Here is an 18,444-nt window from a genome sequence, read left to right as displayed (position 1 = left end):
ATCAATCCCTCCTTTAAAAGTCTGATTTTATCAAATCCTGTAAGGTTTTCAAATCTATATCCAACTCAAAATCACTTTTTTCATTTATATCCTTACAAGTAGTATATAACTTTTCATTTATAATATGAAGTGTTTTTTTTAGTTCTTTTCTGTATTTAATATCGTCATTCGAATTTTTTAAATTAACTAAAATTTCCTCAAGCATATCTATATATTTTAAAAGCATTAATTCTTTGACAGAAATAATTTTTTCAATATTTTTGTTGTAAAAATTAATTATATAATAATAATACGATAAAAATGATAAAAGGTCTGAAAAAATATTATGATCTTTAATATCTAAAAGTTTTTCTTCAATTCTGATTAGTGATTTTTTAGATGCATTTAAAGTCTCCCTGACCTGATGTTTTTCGTCATTATGTTTAACTTCAGGCTCTCTTATTTCTTCTTTTTTTCTTTTAAATATCCTAAAAATAAAAATCACTACTTTCTTTTTAATAAATTACACTATTTATAATATTACAAAAAATATTATTAATACTAGCTAATCTACTTTAAAATCAATAATATTAATTTTATTAATATTATATCAAATTTTTTTAAATTTGAAATAGTTTTTTGTTAATTTTTTAATTATTTATTTTTTTGATATGGCAAATATTAAATTTTTCTTTAAAACTATTGACATGAAAAATATATACTAGTATAATTTAATATGCTTAATTGATAAATTATTTTGTTTTAATGAACTTTCACCGTGCGGTCGTGGTGGAACTGGCAGACACGTACGTTTGAGGGGCGTATGCGAAAGCATGTGGGTTCAAGTCCCACCGTCCGCACCAAAAAAGGCTGGTAAAATATTTTTTGTATTTTATCAGCCTTCTTGTGTTTTATAACTTAAATTTTTATAATCCATAATTTATATGGATTATATATTTTAAATAAATTAAATTTAAAAAAATCAGACTTTATAGGATTTTAAGTGTATAAAAACAGAGGACTTCAGTAAGTTTTAAATTCTTACTGAAGTCCAATAAAGTGAATCTATGTTAAAAAGGCTAAGTCTAAATTAGTATGATACATCTAAAAGTATCTTACCCACCTCAGGGGCAATTATACATCCTCCAACATATTCACCATTGACTTCCCCTGAAAGTATAACATGCTCTTCATTTCCATAGCTTGTCAAAGTAAGCATTTCCCCGGTATTTAGTTTCATTTTAATGTTGTTTCCCGCCAGCATTGCAATATATACACCTGTGTATGTTTTGCTTGAGTTTAATATATCTATTATTTTTTCTGTTTCTTCTTTTGTAAATGTTTTTATTTCTTCGTCAAAAAGAGTATATAATTTCATTTCTTTAACAAGCTCAACAGGTATAGCCTTTCCCATTTCCATTAAGGATTCGCCCGTTTCATCCTTAATTGGTTCTTTATTGTATTTGTTGTCAACTATTTCACCTTCTACTAATACTATATCATTTTTATCGAATTTAATCAATACATTTGGATATGTAAATGCCATAGTAACAATACTATACATATCTGGTGAAATCAACCTTGCATATACATATGCTGTATCAGAAGATGTTTTAACTACACTGTCCACCTCTACATTGTATCCACCGGTATTTTTTTCTCCTGCAGCAACAAGTACATACATCCATTCCCCATCTGCTATTGAATATATGCCCTTTTCTTTATAATTATTCTCATACCATTTTGACAATGTTTCATTTTCACTTATTTCTTTTGCATTTACTATTTCATATTCAATTATCTGACCGCTTTCATATTCCGGCTCAGCATCTTTTTTTGTATTTATAACCATAGCGCGTATTTCAGGCTTCCAATTAACATCTGCCCCAATAGTTTCAGTTACAAAACGTCCCGGAATAAATGTCCTGTCATTCACAATCATTGCAGGAACATCTAGTTTAATTTTTTCTTCCTTTACACCTTCCCTTGTTACTACTGCAACATCGCTTCCTATAGTAAGTTTAATGCTAATATCTTCTTTGTCAACTGTAACAACCCTATCCTTTGCGTTCCAGCCAACAACAGCCCCAAGACCTTCCATTACGCCTCGCACCGGAATCAAAGTCCGGTCATTTTCGATAAATGGCTCTACATCCAGCTTAAGTTCTTTACCGTTTAGAATAATTGTAACACCTTTCTTCTGACTGTTACCCATCATCCCCCATACAATGCTTGTAGCCACTACTGTACAAAAAACAGCTATGGCAATTATTTTTTTGAGTTTAGTCATATAAATCAACCTCCATATAAGTTTTATTTATATCATTAGACGCATATTATTTATAATTTGTTCCCGCCATAGCATCTCTTTGTTCTGCATACCTTGCCATCCGGTTTATCAGCCGGCTCATGGATTTTTTCCTTTAAGCTTCTCGTTCCAAAATAAAACCATATACCCGTTATCAGTGCCGAAAGAAAGTCCGCAAAAGGTGCTGCATGAAGAAGTCCTTTTATTCCCCAGAACCTTGGGAAAATAATAATTGCAGGAATTAAAAGTATAATCTGTCTCGTGAGGGTCAAAAAAGTTGCAGTCTTTGGCCTTCCAACGGCCTGAAAAAAGTTTGAGGCAATAACCTGAAAGCCAATGACAGGAGCACATAAAAACCACGTAACCAGTGCATAACTTCCAAACTCCAGTACATCCGCCTCTTTATTAAAGACTCCTATTATTGCTTCCGGAAATGCCCTGATTATTATATATCCTGTAACTACAACCAGTGTGGACGCTAGTATGGCAAGCTTAACAGCTTCTTTTGCACGGTTGTATTTTTTTGCCCCGAAATTAAAGCTTATAATAGGCATAACACCCTGCTTGATACCTATAACAGGCAGGACAAGGAGGGATTGGACGCTATTTACTATACCCATTCCTGCAACATTTCCGCCGTAAAAGAGAAGGCTTTTATTCAGGACAGCATTTAATAAACTGTTAGCCAGCTGCAGCAAAAAACCCGGTATTCCAAGGGAAAAAATAGTGGTTACTATTTTAAATTCCAGTTTCATATTTTTAAATTTAAGCTTTACCATACTCTTTTTACTGCCTATAAAGTAGTAAACTGCCCATATAACTGCAGCCAGTTGGGCTAAAATGGTGGCAAGGGCTGCCCCTGCCATTCCCATCTTGAATATAAAAATAAAGACATAATCCAATACAATATTTATCCCCGCTCCTAAAAACATGGATACCATCGCATAATTAGGGCTTCCGTCAGCCCGGATAAAATTATTTAAGCCCATGCCCAATATTTGAAAGACAGCCCCAAAAAATATAATTCTCATATATTCTACCGCATAGGGCATTATTTCCTCCTTAGCGCCAAATACAGATAACAAAGGTAGCAGAAAAGCCTGTCCCAAAAACATAAATATAAGTCCGGATATAATAAGGAGTAAAACCCCGTGCCCAAGGACTTTTTCTGCTTCATCCTGTTTTTTCTCACCCAGCCTTATGGAAAATAAGGTAGATCCACCTACCCCAAATAAAATAGCTATTGCCATAAGTATAAAAGTTATGGGAAGGGTTATAGTAATGGCCTCAAGACCCTTTGATGCCAAGTCACTGCTTCTTCCTATAAACATCCTGTCTACAATATTGTACAGGGCATTTACCACCATGCCCACAATGGCAGGTATAGAAAACTTCATAAGAAGAGTGAATATTTTCTCTTTCTCCAATGGATTAGCTTGTTTCATTAAAAACCTCCGTATTTTTAAAAGATAATTATTAAGATAAATTATTAATTTATCATGTCCTAAAGCAATTTAAAAAATAGCCCGCATTCAATACTATATAATATATTTTAAAAGTTGGCAAAACAATAAAGGCCTTAAAGATAATGTACCACTTTAAAGCCTTTTTTAAAATTAATTATATTAATCTAATTATATTAATCAGAGTAAAGAGTGGTTGAAAGATACCTTTCTCCTGTATCAGGCAGGAGAACAACTATATTTTTCCCTTTATTTTCAGGTCTTTTTGCCAGCACCGTACCCGCATATAAAGCTGCACCTGATGATATTCCAACCAAAAGCCCTTCGGTTTTAGAGATGTTTCTTGAAGCTTCAAAGGCATCTTCATCTTTTACTCTTATAACTTCATCAATTATATCCCTGTTTAATATCTTAGGAACAAATCCTGCGCCTATTCCCTGTATTTTGTGGGGACCGGGTTTTCCTCCTGAAAGTACGGGAGAACTATCAGGCTCAACGGCTACAATTTTAACAGAAGGTTTTCTTTCCTTTAATACCTCTCCTATACCTGTAATTGTACCTCCTGTTCCAACACCGGCTACAAATATATCTACTTCTCCACCGGTGTCCCTCCATATTTCTTCTGCCGTTGTCTCCCTGTGAATTTTAGGATTTGCCTCATTGTCAAACTGCTGCGGGATAAATGAATTAGGGATTTCCTCCGCCAGCTGGTAAGCTTTTTCAATGGCTCCCTTCATGCCGTCAATTCCAGGTGTTAGAACAACTTCCGCACCCAAGGCTTTTAGAAGATTTCTTCTTTCTATACTCATGGTGTCCGGCATTGTAAGGATAAGCCTGTATCCTTTAGCTGCAGATACAAGGGCCAGGGCAATCCCTGTATTCCCGCTTGTTGGCTCTATAATTACCGTTTCGCTGTTAATAAGCCCTCGCTCTTCCCCGTCTTTTATCATTGCATATCCGATTCTGTCCTTAACACTGCCCCCAGGGTTAAAATATTCAAGTTTTCCAATAAGCTTTCCCTCAAGTTTATTTATTTTATTATAATTGGTTAATTCCAGCATAGGTGTGTTTCCTATAAGTTGTGTAATGTCTTGGGCTATTTTTCTCATTCCCATTGTAAAACCTCCTGTCTTCTTTAAATATAATACATATAAGACTGATTGGTGTTAATTTTCCTGTACTCCTGCAACAAATCTTCTAAAGTCATTGAATCCACTACAGCATTTATACTTTCGTTCATTTTATTCCATACATTAAGCTGTAAACAGTATTCAAAATTATTGTCCTTTAAAATTTCATTGTTTTTTTCATCAACTACCAAAAGGTCACCTTCTAAAACCCTCAAAATATCCCCCACTTTTATTTTTGAAGGTTCCATCCCTAATGTATATCCACCCTGGGGACCTTTAATGCTTTTAACAAGCCCGGCTTTTCTAAGAAGGGAAAAAACCTGCTCTAAGTAGTTTTCAGAGATATTTTGCCTTGCAGCTATACTGTTTAATGAAACATGTTCTCCTCTTGCATTTACCGCCAAATCCAGCATAGCCCTAAGACCATATCTTCCTTTTGTAGAAATTTTCATATCATCACCTATAACCTAGTATTCCTATATGTTTTATTCGCCTTGTTTTTATCATACTATATTTAGCTATCAATGTCAATAGATATAAAAAAAAAGAGCATATTTATAATGCATCTTAATTATAAAAAAATTATATATTTATTTAAGGAAATTTCTTACCGGTTACAAACCTGTATACTATATATGCGGCGATAATTACAACGGCAACCGGGAAAAGTACAGCCACTATCTTCCCAATTACCTTTACGGCAATAACCACTAAAGCAATTAAAATCAAAATAACTATGATATTCCTTATTGTTTTATCATTCATATAACCCACTCCCAAAAAATTTTCCTCTATTAATTATACTATAGATGGTATAAAAAAATCCACCACCTGTTAAAATACCCGGATTTAAAGAAAACTTTCCGGTTTGCGGGAAAATTTTCTTAAACCAAAGAAGTTTAGCATTAAAAAAGCACCAATAAACTTCAGGTACTTTTCATATATATTTATTAGAGGTTTTGCACTTACATGTAAATATAATCTAAAACACTATTTATTAAAGGGAGATTCCTACAGAGTTGATTAAGTAATTAAGCTTTTCTCTGTCAAGATTCTTTCTTAGTTCAACACCCTTTAAATTAAGAAGTCCTATGGGATATACCGGAACTTTAAACACTGAATATAAGTATTGATCCAAACCACTTAACTGCGAGCCTCCACCAATGATAAAAATCTTGGAAATTGGTGAACCATAGCATCTTTCAATGTAAAATTCAAAACACTTGGCAATCTGCCTTACAAGTCTTTCTATAAAACTACTCACTTTGCCGTAAGTTATAACGTGATCCCTTTTAGAAACACTGGTAGGCCGTGTCATTCCATAGGTCTTCTTTAGCCTTTCTGCTTCCTGAAGACTAATGTTCATCTCATTTGCTATATGGTTGTCTATATTGGAACTGCCAGATAGAATAACTTTATTAAATTCTAATATTCTATCCTTCAAAAAATTAACTATTGTTGTCTCTGAACCAAAATCCAGCACTGCAAAAGTATCACTTTCAACATTTTTATGTCTGTTTCTTCTCTTCGAGTAGTATTCGTCCATGTCCTTTGTATAAATTTCCCTGTTGAAGAATTTAGCGGTACTGTTTGCAGGTATATCAACAGCTAGAGGCTTTAAATCAAGACCTTGCAAAACTTCTATATAGCTTTCCAGGATTTTGCGAGGTACAGCGGTAACAAAGACTTTATATTTTTCCTTGTTGTTTTCTCTGACAGTTTGAAGGACCTTATAGTCCACTCGGTAATTATTAATATCAACAGGAAGAAAATTGGGCATACTATTTTTAATTGTAAAGTCTTCACTTTCACCTTCTTGTTTGTCTATCATGTAAATTCGGGTAATAATATTGGTACCAGACATAATTATTTTAGCATTTTTTGCTTTCATACCTTCTTCTCTTATAACGGATTTTATAACTCTTAAAACCCTTTCCACGTCATATATTGCACCATTCTTAATACAGTCTGGAGGAGTTGATACTATCCCGTAATTTTCGATAAAAATATTATTGTTTTTTCTTACCGATACCTCAACTACCTTAATGTTCCTATACCCTACATCAATACAAACCATTGAAGTTTTCCTGAAAAACAAATCCCAAAACATTTACATATCCCCCTTAAGTGCAAAACATATGTGTTTTAAACATAAACTGTATATAATTATACTTTATAATAACATAGGGCACAACATATTTATTATATAATTTTTATAAAATTTATAACTTTTTTATATAATATAGATATGCCACTTTTAAATAAACTTGTATGCTTTTTTAATTATAGCATATAAATAATTTTAATACTAGTATATTTACTTTTATAGGTACATTATTTTTTATAATTTATTTTTATTAGAGCAAAAACTGGAAAAATATTTTTTTTAATAAATTTATGCGAATAATTTATGTCTACCAGCACTTATATAGTATTGTCGGAAATTTCCTTCAAAAACTTTAAAACTATTTTTACTTCTTCTAAAGTATTAAAGCATCCCACACTAATCCTTACTGCACCGGTTTTTATTGTTTTTAATTTAGTGTGTGCCAAAGGTGAACAGTGAAGCCCGGAACGGGTGGCTACATTGTACACTTTATCCAGTACATAGCTCACTTCATTTGATTCCACATCATCAAAATTAAAAGCAATAATCCCGGAGTTTTTTGAAATTTCCGGTCTGCTGTATATTTTGACATTTCTAAGCTCTGATAAACCTTCATAAATTGTTTTTACAAGTTTATGTTTTAATATGTTAATATTGTCCAGTCCCATTCTGTTGATATACTCAATCCCATAGCCTAACCCAACTATTCCGGGAGTATTTATTGTACCGCTTTCAAATATATCAGGAAATGTTTCAGGTTGCATAAAACTTTCAGAATTACTGCCTGTTCCACCAAGAATCAAGGGATTAATTTTTATTCCCTCCCTGACATAAAGCCCTCCTGTCCCCTGAGGTCCTAAAAGACCTTTATGACCTGGAAATGCCAGCATGTCAATATTTAATTCCTCTACATCTATTTTTATACTTCCGGCTCCCTGGGCTGCATCAACTAAAAACAAAACCCCCTTTTCCTTTGCAATGGAGCCAATATCCTTAACCGGCATTATAATACCGTTTACATTTGATGACAGAGTGCTTACAATAAGCCTAGTATTACCTTTTATAGCCCTTCTAATGTCTTCTGCGTCTACTTCGCCAAATTCATCCCCCGGCACAATGGTAAGTTCTATAATATTTTCTTTTTCCAAGGCCTTTAGGGGTCTTATTACAGAATTATGCTCCATGCAAGTGGTTATTACATGGTCCCCTTCCTTTAACACGCCTTTTATTGCAATGTTAATTGCCTCTGTGGCGTTTTTGGTAAATACAACCTGCATGGGGTTTTTTATATTAAAAAAGTCTGAAATAATCTCTCTTACTTTAAGTACTGCCCTTCCTGATTCAAGGGACATTTTATGTCCACCCCTGCCAGGGTTTGCACAATATTTTTCCATACACCAAAGCATTTCCTCATAAACTCTTTTAGGCTTTGGAAATGAAGTTGCAGCATTGTCAAAATATATCATAGTAACCCACCCTCTATTAATCAGTCTTAAATACATTTTAGAAAAATTTAAAACACTTCAGGAAATTTTAAAGCTTCAGGTATTTTGGAAGTTCTAAACCTGCTTTTTTAGCTGCATAAATAGCAGAATCAATGTCCACCATATTTTTATCATTGTAAATCATATAATTTGTTCTGTATTTTGCCGGTGTATTAATTAGCATAATGGTATTTGCCCCTGCCTTTAAAGCCCTGATCTGGGCATCTTTACTTAAAGATGCCAATGCTGTAGTCGAAGGTATGTATACTTTTTTGCACACAATTCTTGTAACCGCCATAGTTCTTATAGTAAGGTCAATATCACCAGGGGGCATATTTTCAAAGACGGTACCTTTTGCAGGAATAAAAGGTCCTATTCCTATCATATTAATACCCATTTCTTTAAAATAAAGTATATCCCGGGCAATATCCTCTATAGTCTGACCGGGAATTCCAATAATGTTTCCCGAACCATTTATGTAGCCTAATTCCTTTAGCCACCTAGAACATTTAAGCCTTGAATCAAAATCCCCGTCCGGATGAATTGTCTTAAAAAGCTTTCTGTTTGTTGTCTCGATTTTTAAAAGGTAATTGTCTGCACCCGCTAATTTTAAACTTTCATACTCTTCAAAGGATTTTTCCCCCACACTCAGGGTTATTCTCATGCCGGTTTCTTTTTTTATCCTCTTTATAAGCTGTATAAGTCTTTCCGTTCCCCAGTGAGGGTCTTCCCCTGACTGGAGTATCACTGTTCTTAAGCCAATTTTATTCAGATACCCCACTACTTCCATTATTTCTTCTTCATTCATTCTATACCTTTCAATTTTGTTTTGTGAATTTATACCGCAGTATTTGCACTTTTTACAGCAGTAATTGGAAAACTCAATGGCACCCCTTATTTCCAGCACATTTCCCACAGTCTCTCTCTTTATCCTGTCAGCTGCAGCATAAATACTTTCAATTTCTTTTATGTCTTTCGTTGAAAGAAGGTATACAATTTCTTTTTCTAAAAGTTCGTCCCCGTCTTCAATCTTTTTTAAAATATCCAAAAATTCCTTTGATACAGAAGCCCCAAGTTTTTTATCAATAAGCCCCTGAAGCTTCATTTTTTTGTCTTCATATATGCCTCTTACTTCAATCTGATTTTCAAAAAGTATATTTTTAGCCTTTTCAAGGTTTACACCCTGTATTTTTATAGCTATAGCACATACTGTACCTGATTCCGGCGGGGAGGGAACTAAATCCGTCTCTATTCCGTTTTCCCTTAATAGCTTGTTTATTAAAAGCATCTGGGCACTATTTTTTGCCAGTATTAAATAAAATTTTTCCTCCACATATACACATCCTTTCAAAAAAGTCCCTTGGACTTCCCCCCTTATCTTTGACTTTCCTTGTCTCATAAAACTCCTGTCTCATAAAACTATAAAACTCCTTAAGACTTTTTTATTTAGTATTAAAGAGTTTTTATATAATTTTAATAAGTAATGGCAACCTTTGCCTTTACACCATTGATGTTTCCCAACTTACCGGCCAGCGCCCCTATTTCGTCATTGGTACCGTCTACAATAATGGATATAACCGATATACCCTTTTCCTTATAGGGAATGCCCATCCTCCCTACAATTATATGACCAAAATCACTTAGTATATTATTTATTTTTCTGGAAGTTTCCTCGCGGTTGTTAACCACTATTCCTAAAACAGCCACTCTGTTTTTCTCCATATAAAAACCCCTTGCATGTTAAAATGTTTAATTGTCTAGACTTTCAATAGCCTTTTTAATTAAATTCTCATCCTCTAATGTACACTGGACTACTTCCCCTATTTTTTTCCTTGGCAAGATAAATTTCAGTTTATCCCCTACTATTTTTTTATCGTAAAACATCTGGTTATATACTTTTTCCACATCAATACCTTTTAGGGAAACAGGCAGGTTTATTTTTTCTAAAGTTTCTTTAACTTTTTGGGTTGCGTAATCATCTATAAGGTCAAGATAATTTGCCAAGTTAAAAACAGCTACCATTCCTAAAGAAACACACTCGCCGTGAAGTAGTTTAAAATCCATCACTGTTTCAATTGCATGACCTATGGTATGGCCAAAGTTAAGAATTGCCCGAAGTCCACTCTCCCTCTCGTCTTTTTCAACAACACTGCCTTTAATAGAGCAGTTCACCTTTACAATATACTGCAGAACCCTTTCATCTAAATTCATAATCTTCTCGGCATTTTCATCAATATACTCATAAAATTCTTCATCTTTTATGATACCATGTTTTACAACTTCCGCAAGTCCGGAGGAAAGATCCCTTTTAGGAAGGGTTTTGAGGGAATTAACATTTATATATACCAGTTTTGGCTGGTAAAAGGAGCCAATTATGTTTTTGTGTCCTTTAAAATCCACCCCCACTTTTCCTCCCACACTGCTGTCAGACTGTGCAAGAAGGGTTGTGGGGATTTGTACAAAATTAATCCCCCTAAGAAAAGTAGAGGCTACAAATCCTGCAATGTCTCCCACTACTCCCCCGCCTAATGCTATAATTGTAGCATTTCTATCTAGTTTAAGGGTAATTAGAAAGTCATAAATTTGTCTTACCGTATCAAGGTTTTTGTTGCTTTCACCCGCTTCAATAACAAACTTCTTAACATCTAAACCGACACTTTCAAAAGCTTTCATACACTCATCTGCCTGATATTTGTCCACATTGGTATCGGTTATCATAACATACTTTCCTTTAAGTGCCGCATCATCAATAGCCTTCCCTATGCCGTTATAATCAGTTGTTATATAAATTGGATAACTTCTCTCACCTAAATTGATATTTAGTTTAGTCATTGACACTCCACCTTTATAAAAAAATATGTCCAATATGTATATATCCAATATGACCACATTTTTAACATGTGGCCATATTGTTTATATAAAAACATCTGCTATTCAATTACAGCTCTGCACCTTTCACAAATTGAAGGATGCTTTTCATCTTCTCCTACCGTCTTGCTAATCATCCAGCATCTTTCACATTTTTCCCCTTCTGCCTGGGATACTACAACCTTTAATCCTTCAAATTCTTCATCTTCATAGAACTTTCCTTCTACTTTTTCTGAATTTACAATTTCTACATCGGACACTATAAAAATTGTAACTAAGTCTTTTTCTATTGACTTTAAGAAATCGTAGTGGGATTCATTTGTGTATATGTTTACTTTGGCATTTAATGAGTGCCCTATTAGCTTTTCTGTCCTTGCAATTTCTAAAGCCTTTGAAACCACTTGACGGATTCTTATTATTTTTGCCCACTTTTCTTCTAACTCTTTATTATCATATGTTTCATTTATAACAGGCCAGTAGTTTAGCTGCACGCTTTCAGCGTCGTCCCCTTCTTTGTGGGGCATGTGCTGCCATATTTCCTCAGTTGTAAAAGCAAGTACAGGAGTCAGCATCTTAACCAAAGCATCTAATATTTCAAACATAGCAGTCTGTGCAGCCCTTCTTCCTATAGAATCTGCCTTTGAAGTATAAAGTCTGTCTTTTATTATATCAAGATAGAAGTTACTCATATCTATAACACAGAAATTGTGTATTGCATGGAACATTAGGTGGAACTCATACCGGCTGTATGCGTCATCCACCACTCTTATCAGCTTGTTAAGCTTCATAAGAGCCCATTTATCAAGTTCGTATAATTTGTCATATTCCACACTGTCCTTATTAGGGTCATAATCATTTATATTTCCAAGGATAAACCTGCATGTATTCCTGATTTTTCTATAAACCTCAGAAAGCTGTTTTAGTATGTCTTTTGAAATTCTAATATCGCTCTTATAATCTGAAGACGCAACCCAAAGCCTTAAAATATCAGCTCCATACTCTTTTATAACATCTTCAGGGTCAATCCCGTTTCCTAAAGATTTAGACATTTTCCTTCCTTCACCATCAACAACATATCCATGGGTCAGGACAATTTTATAAGGTGCCCTTCCCCTGGTTGCAACGGAAGTAAGAAGGGAAGACTGGAACCAACCTCTGTGCTGGTCACTTCCTTCTAAATACATATCAGCAGGTGAATACAATCCCTCAATAGTTTCTAAAACCGCTGCATGGGTAGAACCTGAGTCAAACCACACATCCATTATATCCTGTTCTTTTTCAAATTCACTGCATCCACATTCACACTTAGTGCCTTCAGGTAGAATGTCCTTTGTATCCACCTCATACCATGCATTAGAGCCTCTTTCCTTAAAGAGGTTTGCCACCGCTTCTATTGTTTGATCATTTATAAGCTCTTTATTACATTCTTTGCAGTAAAATATAGGAATTGGAACTCCCCATATTCTCTGTCTAGAAATACACCAGTCCCCTCTGTCTCTAACCATTGCTGTTATCCTGTCTTTTCCCCATTCAGGAACCCACTTAACTGTGTCAATAGCTTTAATTGCCTCATCCCTGAAACCTTCCACAGATGCAAACCACTGCTCTGTAGCCCTGAAAATTATTGGTTCTTTACATCTCCAGCAATGAGGGTATTGGTGATCTATTTTTTCAGATGTCAGAAGATGCCCTGTTTCTTTTAGCTGTTCAATAATGGCAGCATTTGATTTTTCGTAGAAAAGACCTGCAAACTGTCCTGCCTCCTCTGTCAGATATCCTTTATCGTCAACAGGTACAATTACAGGAATATCGTATTTTTTACACACTTCAAAGTCCTCTGCACCATGACCCGGAGCAGTGTGAACACAACCGGTACCCGCTTCTAAAGTTACATGGTCACCTGTTATTATCACCGAATCCCTGTCAAGGAAAGGATGCCTGCACAAAATTCCTTCCAATTCCTCTCCTTTAAACCTTTCCACCACTTGATATTCTTCAATTTCTGCTGTTTTCATAACATTTTCTATTAATTCTTCTGCCACTACATAGTACTCATTACCGGCTTTTACTACAGCATAATCAAATTCTGCATTTAAACATATAGCTAAGTTTCCAGGGAGCGTCCAGGTAGTTGTAGTCCATATTACAAAATAAATATCATTTACATTATCAGTTATTGATTTAAATTTACCTTTGTCATCTTTTACGTTAAATTTAACATATATAGATAAAGTGGTATCCTCTAAATACTCTATTTCAGCCTCTGCAAGTGCTGTTTCACACTGAGGACACCAGTATACAGGTCTCAATCCCTTATAAATATATCCTTTTTTTGCCATTTCTCCAAATACTTCAATTTGTTTAGCTTCAAATTCAGGCTCTAAAGTTACATAAGGGTTATTCCAATCACCGCGTACTCCAAGCCTTTTAAAAGCATTTCTTTGTATATCCAGGTACTTTAGGGCAAAATCCCTGCAGGCATTCCTGAACTTTACAGGTCCTACTTCGTGCCTCTTTAAGCCCAGTTCTTTTATTGCCCTTTGTTCAATGGGAAGACCGTGAGTATCCCAGCCTGGAACATAAGGGGTTTTGTATCCTTTCATACTGTAGTACTTTATAACTATGTCCTTTAGTATTTTGTTTAAAGAAGTTCCAAGATGTATTCCCCCGTTTGCATAGGGAGGTCCGTCATGTAGGATAAAAACAGGCTTTCCTTCATTTTTCGCAAGCTGTTTTTTATAAATATCCATATCTTCCCATTTCTTCAAAAACTCCGGTTCCCTTTGAGGAAGATTCCCTCTCATGGGAAAATCGGTTTTTGGTAAATTTAGTGTTTTTCCATAATCAACTGACATATTTATACCTCCATTTATAATTTAAACTTTTATGTTGTTTTCAAAAATATTATTTATAATCAAAAAGCCCTCATCCTGAAAAAAGGGACGAGAGCTTTAACTCACGCGGTACCACCCACTTTATTTATTAATATATAAACCCAGCGGCATTTATTACCAAGGCAGCATTAATGCCATTTGAATATAGCCTGATTTATATATTAAATAAATCACTCAATTAACATAACGGGTTACCCGGCTTTGCTTAGTGGAAATTTCTTTCTTTCGGCAAAGCAACTCCTAGATGATTTTCGAAAATTACCTTTACAGGTTCGCACCAGCCACCTGCTCTCTTAAAAAGAATAATTTTCTACTCCTTCTATTCATCGTTTTTAACGCTATTAAAGTTTTGGTCATTTAAGAGAAATTATACAATATGGTATATTTTAATGTCAAGGGAGGATTTTTAATTTATTTTTTGAACTCCCACAACTTCATAACTTGAAAGCCTGTTGCCATCCCAGTTAAACAGCATTGTACCCTGTTTTCCCGTAGGCATGGCTTCACCGTTTTCAAAACCAATTACAGTGGTTTCTTTTTTTAATATTTTAAAGCCTATTACAGCCAAAACACCGCTTTTTTCAGCTACACCTGAAGCTTTATAATCCGGATAGTTGGTATAGGTAGTTCCGAAATTTAAAATCCCGTTTGCTATATCATTATCTACAAGATTCATTGGAAGATATTCCTGGTTTGTAAGTATTGTAGCCCCGGGTGGCCTTGTCCCTTTATCAAATGGCTCATGTGTTTCGTAGTTTACAGCCTGCAGCACCTCCGGGTCGTATTTTAAATTTAGCTGGTAGCCTGCAAAATTAGCTGCAAGGTTTATGCTGATTTCTGCCTTTATAACATCCCCTACTTCTCCCTGGTTTTTATCAACCTTTAAATATATGTAATTGCTTGTTGAAGGTTCATTGGGAACAGGTATGCTTTCTATATTTACATCCTTTACCAATCTTTTGTCTTCTTCAGTTGTTTTTGGGGCAACACCTATGCTGTCTTCCTCCCCGCCAGGGCTTTTACCGTTAGTTTCCCCGTTATCACCTGTAATATTATCTTTTCCTCCTTCATTGCCGCCTTGTTCCGCACTTTGGTCTTTCCTTGAAATGTCAGAATCTGTGACAACAGGGTCATCTCCTTGTTTGTCCTTGTCTTTATTTGAGCTGCATCCGGTTAAAACAGAAAAAATCATAAAAATTGATGCCAAAAGCAAAATTATTTTTTTATTATTGTACAATAATATCATCTCCTAAAATAAAGTTATTTACACTATTCCTTGAATTCTTTTATAACACAATATTAACTAAAATTCAATTGTTTTTATCACATTTTAACAAAAGAAAAAAGCCACAAAATAATGTATAAATCATTATATGCGGCTTTTATATTAAATTATAAATTTATAATATATATTTAAAATATTAATTAGTTGATTACAACCGATTTAGTTGATTACAACCGATTCCTGCACTTTGCAATCAGGTATTTCATAACCGTCCCAGTTAAAGATCATTACTCCTAAAGTAGTACCTGATGCTGAAGGTCTTCTTTCAAATGTAATTTCCGTTCTTTCTTCTTTTAACACTTTAAATGAAATTTCTGCTAAAACACCGCCGTCTTCACTATAACCACTGCTTCTTAAAGAAGTCATATCCACATATAATTTTCCAAAAGCCAATCTTCCTGCTTCTAAATCATTGGAAACAACTGATATTGGTAAGAATTCTTCGTTATTAATAACGGTGCTGCCTCCTGGCATTGTGCGCTTACCGTAAACCTCACCTGATGGCTGTACAGGAACTAAAACTTCAGGGTCATATTGTACATTTAGCTGGTAACCTGCAAAATTTTCAACACCTTTGAGTAAGAATGTTGCTGTTATTATTTCCCCTGCTTTAGCACTGCTTTTATCCACCACTATAGATACATTATTTTCTGAAACACTTGAAGAAGCATTTATTGTTTCCGGTTGGATTATTCTGTAATTTGTAAGTCTTTCACCATACCAGTTGCTGAGGTACGTGCCTGAAATGCCGTTTGGCATTGTACTTGTGTTTTCAAACCTGATATTTGTGCTTTCCTCTCTTAGCACTTTAAAGCCTATTACCCCGATAGTTCCTGATTCCTCAGGTTTTCCACTCAGTCTATACTCTTCCATATAGCTATATGCTTTACCAAAATTAAGTATTCCCTTTGATAAATTGTTACTAGCCATGGATATAATGCCAAATTCCTGATTCATTAATACATCCCCGTTACTTGGTGACGTATTTTCACGGAAAGGTTGCCCTGTATTAACATCAACCGGCTCCAGTACATTAGCATCATATTCTATATTTAGCTGATAAGCTGCAAGGTTAGGTATACCGTTTACATTAATATAAGCTTTTATAATTTCCCCTGCCTTAGCTGATGTTTTGTCTAATTTAATTTCTATATATCCAGGTTCCTCCGGACTTGGAGTTTCCACCGGGCCATCATCTGACTGGGATATGATGATAATTTCCGGCTGTATTACCGAATAATTTGTAATTTTGTTCCCATACCAGTCATATAGCATTGTACCTGAAATGCTGTTTGGCATTGTAATTGTATCTTCAAAACTAATACTTGTATTTCCTTCTTTTAATACTTTAAATCCGATTGTACCTAAAGTACCTGTACTACCTTCTCCTTGTCCGCTTAATCGGTAATCATTAAGCAGTGAGTAGGATTTTCCAAAATTTAATATTCCTTTTTCAGCATCATTTGCTGCAATTTTAAAAGGCATGTATTCTTCGTTTACCACAAGTGTACCGCCTTCCGGCACTGTGCCTGCCTTAAATGGCTCTAATGTATCAGGGTTAACAGGCTGCAAAAATTCAGGATCGTATTTTATATTGAGCTGAAAAGCTGATAAATAATTGATATTGTCAACTTTTATGACAGCTTCTATAACATCCCCAACCTCAGCATAAGTTTTATCTAACTCCAGGGAAAGGCTGCCGTATGTATCATTTCCATCCTCTGAATCTTTTTCATTAATTGTGAAAGGCTGTGATGTGGTATAATTGGTAATCCTGTTACCTTTCCAATCATAGAGTAAAGTTCCTGATATGCCACCTGGCATTGTAACTGTATCTTCAAATCCGACAGAAACGGGTTCTTCTTTTAATACTTTAAACCCGATTACAGCTAAAGTACCGGTATTTTCACCATTACCTGATTTCCTGTACTCATCAAAAAATGTATATGTCTTTCCAAAATTTAAAATTCCCTCTTCAATATTATTTGAGGCCATTGTCAAAACTTTGTAGTTGTCATTAACTAAAATATCCCCATCTTTAGGGAAAGTTTTTCTTTTCATTGGAGTACCTGTATCAGGGTCTACTGCTTCTAAGATTTCAGGATCATATTTTATATTAATCTGAAATCCTGCTAAATTGTCAATACTATATGCATTGACCTTTGCTAATATTATTTCACCAACCTGTGCCTTTTCTTTGTCAAACTCCAAAGAAAGATAATTTTCTATTGTCTTGGCATTTACAGAACCGTTTTTGGAACCGGATATTGAGCTAAAAGCGTCTAAAACAGAGTCTAAATTAGAAATAGCAAACACCGATGTCAGCAAAAGCGCGACAACTAAAACCCTACAAATATTTTTTTTCATGTTAAAATCTCATCTCCTCCCAAAAAATTCGTAGATAACCGGCATGCCGTATATATGTCAAAATGTCAGTAATAATTATTTTACCTCCCTTCCTTCATATTTGACATATAAAGTATTTAGCATGCTATTGTATTTAATTGTTATATAAAAATAAATATTAATAAACTATTCCAAATAATCACATAAATGGCAATGCTTAAAAGCACAAAATCACAGGGAAGATAGCAGAATTTTCATATCAGGAATATTAGGTAAAAGGCTGGTATGTTTTAAAACTGACGTATTTACTGACAATAGCTAATAATTAGCATATACCCTACATATTTTTATTTTCATAATTTTATATATATAATTTAAAATTATTAGCCTGTATAATTAACACAAACTTTTTTAATAGTTTTAAAGGAGCATTAAGTTTCAAGTTAACTGTGTATTAATAAGCATTCTCCTTAATATAATTATATGATAATTCTGCCCATCTTTCAACAATGATTTATACTAGCAGAAGGCTTTTAAAAAGTCAATACAAACGTATTTTATTACACCAAAAAATTAATTT

14 protein-coding genes, 1 tRNA gene and 1 other annotated feature are annotated in these 18,444 nt (G+C 34.4%); of the genes, 1 reads left to right on the top strand and 14 read right to left on the bottom strand.

Annotated features, from left to right (window positions below; genetic code table 11):
* Window positions 1–13: 13 nt before the first annotated feature.
* A complete protein-coding gene (locus HVS_RS07885) occupies window positions 14–484 on the bottom strand; it encodes a hypothetical protein (protein WP_101300940.1) in 471 nt (156 codons plus the stop codon).
* 275 nt (window positions 485–759) lie between these two features.
* Here HVS_RS07885 and HVS_RS07880 point away from each other — a divergent pair.
* Window positions 760–842: transfer RNA gene (locus HVS_RS07880), tRNA-Leu, on the top strand.
* A 227-nt stretch (window positions 843–1,069) separates the two neighbouring features.
* Here HVS_RS07880 and HVS_RS07875 read toward each other — a convergent pair.
* From HVS_RS07875 to HVS_RS07820, 13 genes are all read right to left on the bottom strand, one after another.
* The gene (locus HVS_RS07875) at window positions 1,070–2,269 is read right to left on the bottom strand and encodes a stalk domain-containing protein (protein WP_101300938.1); all 1,200 of its coding nucleotides are present in this window, start codon (window positions 2,267–2,269) and stop codon (window positions 1,070–1,072) included.
* A 50-nt stretch (window positions 2,270–2,319) separates the two neighbouring features.
* Window positions 2,320–3,732: an MATE family efflux transporter gene (locus HVS_RS07870; RefSeq protein WP_101300936.1), complete on the bottom strand. Its 1,413-nt coding sequence runs from the start codon at window positions 3,730–3,732 to the stop codon at window positions 2,320–2,322.
* A gap of 194 nt (window positions 3,733–3,926) precedes the next feature.
* The gene (cysK, locus tag HVS_RS07865) at window positions 3,927–4,859 is read right to left on the bottom strand and encodes a cysteine synthase A (protein WP_101304152.1); all 933 of its coding nucleotides are present in this window, start codon (window positions 4,857–4,859) and stop codon (window positions 3,927–3,929) included.
* Window positions 4,860–4,885: 26 nt separating this feature from the next.
* The gene (locus HVS_RS07860) at window positions 4,886–5,332 is read right to left on the bottom strand and encodes an RrF2 family transcriptional regulator (RefSeq protein ID WP_101300933.1); all 447 of its coding nucleotides are present in this window, start codon (window positions 5,330–5,332) and stop codon (window positions 4,886–4,888) included.
* Window positions 5,333–5,474: 142 nt separating this feature from the next.
* Window positions 5,475–5,645, bottom strand: coding sequence for a hypothetical protein (locus HVS_RS16700; protein WP_169926539.1), 171 nt, complete (start codon window positions 5,643–5,645; stop codon window positions 5,475–5,477).
* 232 nt (window positions 5,646–5,877) lie between these two features.
* Window positions 5,878–6,990, bottom strand: a complete 1,113-nt coding sequence (gene pilM / locus HVS_RS07855) for a pilus assembly protein PilM (RefSeq protein ID WP_101300931.1) — start codon at window positions 6,988–6,990, stop codon at window positions 5,878–5,880.
* A gap of 314 nt (window positions 6,991–7,304) precedes the next feature.
* Window positions 7,305–8,453: an aminotransferase class V-fold PLP-dependent enzyme gene (locus HVS_RS07850; protein WP_101300929.1), complete on the bottom strand. Its 1,149-nt coding sequence runs from the start codon at window positions 8,451–8,453 to the stop codon at window positions 7,305–7,307.
* A gap of 67 nt (window positions 8,454–8,520) precedes the next feature.
* Window positions 8,521–9,804: a [FeFe] hydrogenase H-cluster radical SAM maturase HydE gene (hydE, locus tag HVS_RS07845; RefSeq protein WP_242971709.1), complete on the bottom strand. Its 1,284-nt coding sequence runs from the start codon at window positions 9,802–9,804 to the stop codon at window positions 8,521–8,523.
* 140 nt (window positions 9,805–9,944) lie between these two features.
* Window positions 9,945–10,193: a TM1266 family iron-only hydrogenase system putative regulator gene (locus HVS_RS07840; RefSeq protein ID WP_101300924.1), complete on the bottom strand. Its 249-nt coding sequence runs from the start codon at window positions 10,191–10,193 to the stop codon at window positions 9,945–9,947.
* Between the two features lie 27 nt (window positions 10,194–10,220).
* Complete coding sequence (gene aroB, locus HVS_RS07835; protein ID WP_101300922.1) at window positions 10,221–11,303, bottom strand: 3-dehydroquinate synthase; 1,083 nt, start codon at window positions 11,301–11,303, stop codon at window positions 10,221–10,223.
* 98 nt (window positions 11,304–11,401) lie between these two features.
* On the bottom strand, window positions 11,402–14,194 hold the full coding sequence (gene ileS, locus HVS_RS07830; protein WP_101300920.1) for an isoleucine--tRNA ligase: 2,793 nt from the start codon (window positions 14,192–14,194) through the stop codon (window positions 11,402–11,404).
* Window positions 14,195–14,274: 80 nt separating this feature from the next.
* Window positions 14,275–14,569, bottom strand: a binding site (T-box leader).
* A gap of 70 nt (window positions 14,570–14,639) precedes the next feature.
* Window positions 14,640–15,470 carry a cohesin domain-containing protein gene (locus HVS_RS07825; protein ID WP_157943005.1) on the bottom strand — a complete coding sequence of 277 codons (831 nt, stop codon included), beginning with the start codon at window positions 15,468–15,470 and terminating at the stop codon, window positions 14,640–14,642.
* A 207-nt stretch (window positions 15,471–15,677) separates the two neighbouring features.
* Window positions 15,678–17,885: a cohesin domain-containing protein gene (locus HVS_RS07820; RefSeq protein WP_101300916.1), complete on the bottom strand. Its 2,208-nt coding sequence runs from the start codon at window positions 17,883–17,885 to the stop codon at window positions 15,678–15,680.
* Between the last annotated feature and the right edge of the window lie 559 nt (window positions 17,886–18,444).

Source organism: Acetivibrio saccincola, from assembly GCF_002844395.1.
Lineage (GTDB): Bacteria > Bacillota > Clostridia > Acetivibrionales > Acetivibrionaceae > Herbivorax > Herbivorax saccincola.
Note: the sequence above shows the minus strand (reverse complement) of the source record. Positions and strands in the feature narration are given on the sequence as shown.

Bases quoted from the DNA above. Each gene is read 5' to 3' on its own strand.
- pilM (WP_101300931.1), bottom strand. From the start codon at position 6,990: ATGTTTTGGGATTTGTTTTTCAGGAAAACTTCAATGGTTTGTATTGAT.
- HVS_RS07820 (WP_101300916.1), bottom strand. From the start codon at position 17,885: ATGAAAAAAAATATTTGTAGGGTTTTAGTTGTCGCGCTTTTGCTGACA.
- HVS_RS07875 (WP_101300938.1), bottom strand. From the start codon at position 2,269: ATGACTAAACTCAAAAAAATAATTGCCATAGCTGTTTTTTGTACAGTA.
- ileS (WP_101300920.1), bottom strand. From the start codon at position 14,194: ATGTCAGTTGATTATGGAAAAACACTAAATTTACCAAAAACCGATTTT.
- aroB (WP_101300922.1), bottom strand. From the start codon at position 11,303: ATGACTAAACTAAATATCAATTTAGGTGAGAGAAGTTATCCAATTTAT.
- HVS_RS07840 (WP_101300924.1), bottom strand. From the start codon at position 10,193: ATGGAGAAAAACAGAGTGGCTGTTTTAGGAATAGTGGTTAACAACCGC.
- HVS_RS07860 (WP_101300933.1), bottom strand. From the start codon at position 5,332: ATGAAAATTTCTACAAAAGGAAGATATGGTCTTAGGGCTATGCTGGAT.
- cysK (WP_101304152.1), bottom strand. From the start codon at position 4,859: ATGAGAAAAATAGCCCAAGACATTACACAACTTATAGGAAACACACCT.
- HVS_RS07850 (WP_101300929.1), bottom strand. From the start codon at position 8,453: ATGATATATTTTGACAATGCTGCAACTTCATTTCCAAAGCCTAAAAGA.
- HVS_RS07870 (WP_101300936.1), bottom strand. From the start codon at position 3,732: ATGAAACAAGCTAATCCATTGGAGAAAGAGAAAATATTCACTCTTCTT.
- HVS_RS16700 (WP_169926539.1), bottom strand. From the start codon at position 5,645: ATGAATGATAAAACAATAAGGAATATCATAGTTATTTTGATTTTAATT.